5 protein-coding genes and 1 pseudogene are annotated in these 4,967 nt (G+C 67.8%); all 6 read right to left on the reverse strand.

Going from position 1 to position 4,967, the window contains the following annotated elements:
* Positions 1 to 322 precede the first annotated feature (322 nt).
* Entirely contained in the window at positions 323 to 460 is a 138-nt protein-coding gene (locus tag U9977_RS22525; RefSeq protein ID WP_322751283.1) for a hypothetical protein, read from the reverse strand.
* A 100-nt stretch (positions 461 to 560) separates the two neighbouring features.
* Positions 561 to 2,000 (reverse strand): MFS transporter, encoded by a 1,440-nt coding sequence (locus tag U9977_RS22530; protein WP_322751284.1) that lies wholly within the window; start codon positions 1,998 to 2,000, stop codon positions 561 to 563.
* A 104-nt stretch (positions 2,001 to 2,104) separates the two neighbouring features.
* Positions 2,105 to 2,329 carry an MBL fold metallo-hydrolase gene (locus U9977_RS22535; protein ID WP_322751285.1) on the reverse strand — a complete coding sequence of 75 codons (225 nt, stop codon included), beginning with the start codon at positions 2,327 to 2,329 and terminating at the stop codon, positions 2,105 to 2,107.
* Positions 2,330 to 2,459: 130 nt separating this feature from the next.
* Positions 2,460 to 3,260 (reverse strand): nuclear transport factor 2 family protein, encoded by an 801-nt coding sequence (locus U9977_RS27235; protein WP_416210747.1) that lies wholly within the window; start codon positions 3,258 to 3,260, stop codon positions 2,460 to 2,462.
* Positions 3,249 to 4,172, reverse strand: a pseudogene (locus U9977_RS27240) (NADP-dependent oxidoreductase); the annotation flags it as partial. The gene U9977_RS27235 and the pseudogene U9977_RS27240, both read right to left, overlap by 12 nt.
* Positions 4,173 to 4,291: 119 nt before the next feature.
* Positions 4,292 to 4,870 carry a TetR/AcrR family transcriptional regulator gene (locus U9977_RS22545; protein ID WP_322751287.1) on the reverse strand — a complete coding sequence of 193 codons (579 nt, stop codon included), beginning with the start codon at positions 4,868 to 4,870 and terminating at the stop codon, positions 4,292 to 4,294.
* Between the last annotated feature and the right edge of the window lie 97 nt (positions 4,871 to 4,967).

Here is a 4,967-nt window from a genome sequence, read left to right on the forward strand (position 1 = left end):
CCCGTCGACGATATTCCACGCACGTGCTGGCGTTGGAGCAAAAAATGGTCAGGGATTCTCGTGAGGTCGCCGGGCCGGCGAGCAATTGTCAGAACTTGTGGATGAGGTTCGCGGCTCAGGAGATCGGCCGTGCGGTGCGAAGGTGAGGGTGGAGGCGCTCATCGTCCATTCCAGGCCGTCGAGGCCGCCGCCGAGATACGTGGCGGATCGAGGGGAATCGGCGGTGACGATTAGGTTGTTAAGCGGGGTCAGGAATCCGGCTACGCAATTTCGCCGGCCTGTGCCGTTCCGTGCGCCTCCGCCGGGGAGGCGCGCGGTCCCGTCAGCCTTCCAGGGCCTGCCGGTAGCGCTTGGCGTGCAGGGCGAGGACCTCGTCGGGTAGGGGGTTGACTGGGTTGTTGCCCTGCAGGATCAGTGGCTCGGCGAGCGTCATGCCTATGAGGTTGGCGGTGTTCGGCATGGGGGATATCTCTTAATCTGATTAGCGGCGAATGGATTGTGAAGTGACACGTCCGGCGGTCGAGGCGGTGGGCTTGTCAGCGCACCGCCCGGTACGGGCTCTACGCAGCCACCGCCGCAGCCTCCGCGATCTGTTCGGGGCTGGGTGCCAGCCGGGGCGAGAGGAAGGTCACCGCGATCGTGACGACGGCGTAGACCGCCGCCACGAGCAGCCCGCGGTGAAAGCCCTCGGTCAGCCCGTCGGACTGGCTCGCGCCGGAGGCGATGGCGGAGGTGGTCCGGGAGGTGGACAGGGTGCTCACGATGGCGAGCCCGAGCGCGCCGCCGACCTGTTGGAAGGCCTGGACGACACCGGACGCGGCGCCGGCCTCCTGGTGGGAGACGTCGACCACGGCGGCGATCTGCGCGGGAACGGCGATCGCGCTGAGGCCGGCACCGAAAATGATCAGGCCGGGCATCAGTCCGGTCGGGTAGGAGCCGTGTGCGTCGACGCGCGCGAGCAGGAGGAGTCCGGCGACGTTGAGCACGGCGCCGACCATCATGACCGGCCGTGTTCCGAGGCGGGTGACCAGCGGGGTGGCCATGACCGCCCCGAGGATGGCGGCACCGCCCATGGGCAGGAACTCCACTCCCGTGCGCAGCGCCGAGTCGCCGCGCACCTGCTGCAGGAAGATCGCGGTCAGGAAGAACATCGACAGGAAGGCGGCACCGTTAAGCGCGAGCGCGCCACCGGCCGTGCTGAGCGCCCGGGCCCGAAGCAGCCGTAGCGGAACCAGCGGCGCCGTGGTCCGCGCCTCGACCGCCAGGAAGGCGGCGAGCATCACCACACCCGTGGCCAGGAACCCGATGACCTCCGCCGAGGACCAGCCGACGGGTTCGGCGCGGACCACGCCGTACACCACGGCGAGCAGGCCGCCGGTACCGAGCACGGCGCCCAGCAGGTCGAAGGAGCGGTTGCCCTGGTGCGGGGCGATGGGGCGGACGAAGACCGGGGTGGCGATGACGAGGGCGATCACGATCGGGACGTTGACGATGAAGACCCAGCGCCAGCTCAGGGAGTCGACCAGCACCCCGCCGAGGACCACGCCCGCCGTGCCGCCGAGGCCGGCCAGGCCGCCCCAGACGCCCATGGCGATGTTGCGTCGCCGGCCGTGTTCGAAGGTGATGGTGAGGATGCCCAGGGCGGCCGGGGACAGCAATGCGCCGCCGAAGCCCTGGACGGCCCGCGCAGCGATCAGCTGTCCTGGTGAGGTGGCCAGGCCCCCGGCCAGCGAGCTGACGCCGAACAGGGCGAGCCCGGCGATGAAGACCCGCCGCGACCCCAGCAGGTCGGCCACGCGACCGCCGAGCAGCAGGAAACCGCCGAAGAGCAGGATGTACGCGCTGATCACCCATTGCAGTCCGTCGGTGGTGAAGCCGAGACCGCTCTGGATGTGCGGGAGCGCGACGTTCACGATCGTCACGTCCAGCACCACGATGAATTGTGCGAGGGCCAGCACGGTGAGCGTGGCCCAGGGACTGCGTCGCATGGCGAGATTCACGGATCATCCCTTTCTTGAACTGTAGGTACAAATATTGGGCACGGCGCGGCGGGCCCGAATCCATACGAGCGGTGGGGGTCAGAGAAGGTCGATGGCTGTGTTGATCACCCTGACGAGGCGGTCGGGCCCTGACTCGACACGGGCCATGAGCCGCGGTCGGCGTAATGGTCGCCGTGGCCATGGGTGATGTAGATCTGCGTGATGGTCCGGCCGATCTTCTCCACCCAGGCGAGCACCTCACGGGTGGTGCCGATGGTGAAGGGCGGGTCGACCAGGACAGCGTCGCGCTCGCCGTAGATCAGGGTCGTCGAGATGGGCGACCACACCATCGGGTCCCCGTTGGGAAGGTTTAGGGAAGGTTTAGAGCGCCCGGCAATAGGGGACGCGGCGTCGCGGGTGTCACGAACACCTTGAACATCAACGCGGTGATGTCTGTCTCCTGCTACGACCCGGCGGCGATCAGAACATCGTGTGGTCGTTGGCGGAGGTCTCCGGCACGTCCTGCGAGGCATTCCAGTGCTCGACGATCTTTCCGTGCCGCACCCGGAACAGGTCGATGACCGCCCGGCCGCGCTCGCCCGGCGTGTCGACGTACTGGCTGTGGACGGCCACCAGATCGCCCTCCGCGATCACCCGCTTCGGTGCCACGCTCCCCTGCGGGAACTGTTCGAAGTAGGCGGCCAGCCCGGCCTTCAGGCCCGCCACGCCGTCGGGGATGTTCGGGTCGTGCTGGTGGTACTCGCGGCCCGCGTACCTGTCGATGGCGGTCAGGTCTTTCTGGACCAGGAGCTGGTCGATGTACGCGGTGACCAGCTTCTTGTTGTACGCGGTGAGCCGCCGCTGCCCCGGCGCGTCGGTCTGCGGCCGGCTGAGCGTGGAGAACATGTCGTTGCCGTTGGCCGTGGTCGCCGGCACATCCTGGAGGACGTCCCAATGCTCGGCGAGCTTCCCGTCCTGGAAGCGGAAGATGTCGAAGACGGCGATCCCGGGGGTACCGGGGGTGGTGACGATTTTGGTGTGCACGAGCGCCAGGTCGCCCTCGGAGATGACCCGCTTGTAGTCGTAGGTGGCGTCCGGGAACTGCTGTCGCCAGGCGGTACCGAAGGCCTTGAGGGCCTCGGGGCCGTCGGGGGCCAGCGGGTTGTGCTGGATGTAGTCCGGGCGAACGTAACGGTCGACGAGGGAGGTGTCCGACTCGAACACGCTCCTGAGGACCTGGGCGGCCAGCTGCGCCTTCCTGGTCTCCGCCACGGTCAGCACGATCTTGCCGGTGGTCCGGTCGGTTTCGCCGAGGGCGTGGGCCTTGGCGGCCTCGGCGAGGGGGAAGACGGCCTCGATGTGGGCGCGCAGAGCGCCGGTCTCGACGAGGTCGGCGATGGCCTGCATGCCGCCGTGGTCGGCTTCGACCAGGAGGGCCTCGAATCGTACGCCCCGCTCGGCCGCCTTGGCCGCCACGTCGGGGTCGCCACCCAGGAGCGAAATCAGAGTGCCGCCCGGACGCAGGACCTCCAGGGATCGGGCGAGGTTGTCGCCGGCGACCGGGTCGAGAACGATGTCGACGTCCGTGACGGCCGCGGTGACGTCGACGGTGCGGTAGTCGATGACCTCGTCGGCTCCCAGGGAGCGCAGGAAGTCGTGCTTGGCCGCGCTGGCGGTGCCGATCACATATGCGCCCCGGGCCTTGGCGATCTGGACGGCGAGGTGACCGACGCCGCCGGCGGCCGCATGGACGAGGACCCGCTGCCCGGGCTGGACATCGGCGGTGTCGACGAGTGCCTGGTAGGCGGTGAGGGCTGCGAGCGGGAGGGCACCGGCCTGGACGTGGTCGATACCGGCGGGCTTGTGGGCGAAGGAACGGGCGGGGGCGGTCACGTACTCGGCGTGGGCGCCGACCCCGTAGGGGTAGGGCAGCATGCCGAAGACCTCGTCGCCCGGCTCGAACAGGGTGACGCCGATACCGACGGCCTCGACGACGCCGGAGACGTCCCAGCCCAGGACGAGTGGCATGCGGTCGATGGTCAGGACCTGAGCGCGGTTCTTCCAGTCGGTCGGGTTGACGCCGGCCGCGCGGACGGCGACCAGGATCTCGCTCAGGCCCGGCACGGGCCGGGGAACAATGACCTCCTTGAGCACCTCGGGAGAACCGTGGGTGTCCTGGCCGATGGCGCGCATGGTGGCGTTGTTCGTCATGCGTTCGGCGAGATCGAGAGTCATGGATCATCCTTTTCTTGAACTGTAGGTACAAAATTTCAGCATGGCGGGGTGGCCCGAATCCATGCGTGCCGTAGGGGTCAGAGAAGGTCGATGGTTGTGTCGATCACCCTGATGAGGCGGTCGGGCCTTGACTCGACACGGGCCATGAGCCGCATGCCGTTGACGGTGCTCAGCAGCAGGCTGGCCAGGCCCTTCGCGTCACGTCCAGGATCGATCTCCCCGGCGCGCTGACCCTCCTCGATCAGGGCGCGAAGGGTGCCCTCGATGCGGTCGAACATGTCTTGCACCTGCGCCGTCACGGATTCATCCGTGCGGCCGAACTCCATCGCGGTGTTCAGCGCCAGACAGCCACGGCGGTCGGGGTCGGCGAGGTCCGTCTCAGCGACGACAAGCAGTGCCTTGCGTAGCCGCTCCTTCACCGGCCCGGAACCCTCCAACAACTCCGTCACGGCCGAGTTCTGCAGGTCCAGGTAGCGGCGCAACGCCAGGTCGAACAGTTGGCGTTTGCTGCCGAAGGTGTTGTAGAGGCTGCCCTTGCCGATGCCCAGGGTGTCGATCAGGCATTGAGGTGTGGTGGCGCCGTATCCCTGTCGCCAGAACATCTGCATCGCCTGCTCGACCGCCACATCCGGGTCGAACTGCTTGGGCCTTCCCACGACTCAGACTCTAACACTATTCTGGACCTGCAAGTCCAGTATCTGTCTGTCAATCAGAACCATGGAATCCGGGACGGGCACCGGCCGTCGGCTATAG

This window comes from Protofrankia sp. Cas8 (assembly GCF_963555845.1).
Classification (GTDB): Bacteria; Actinomycetota; Actinomycetes; order Frankiales; family Frankiaceae; genus Protofrankia.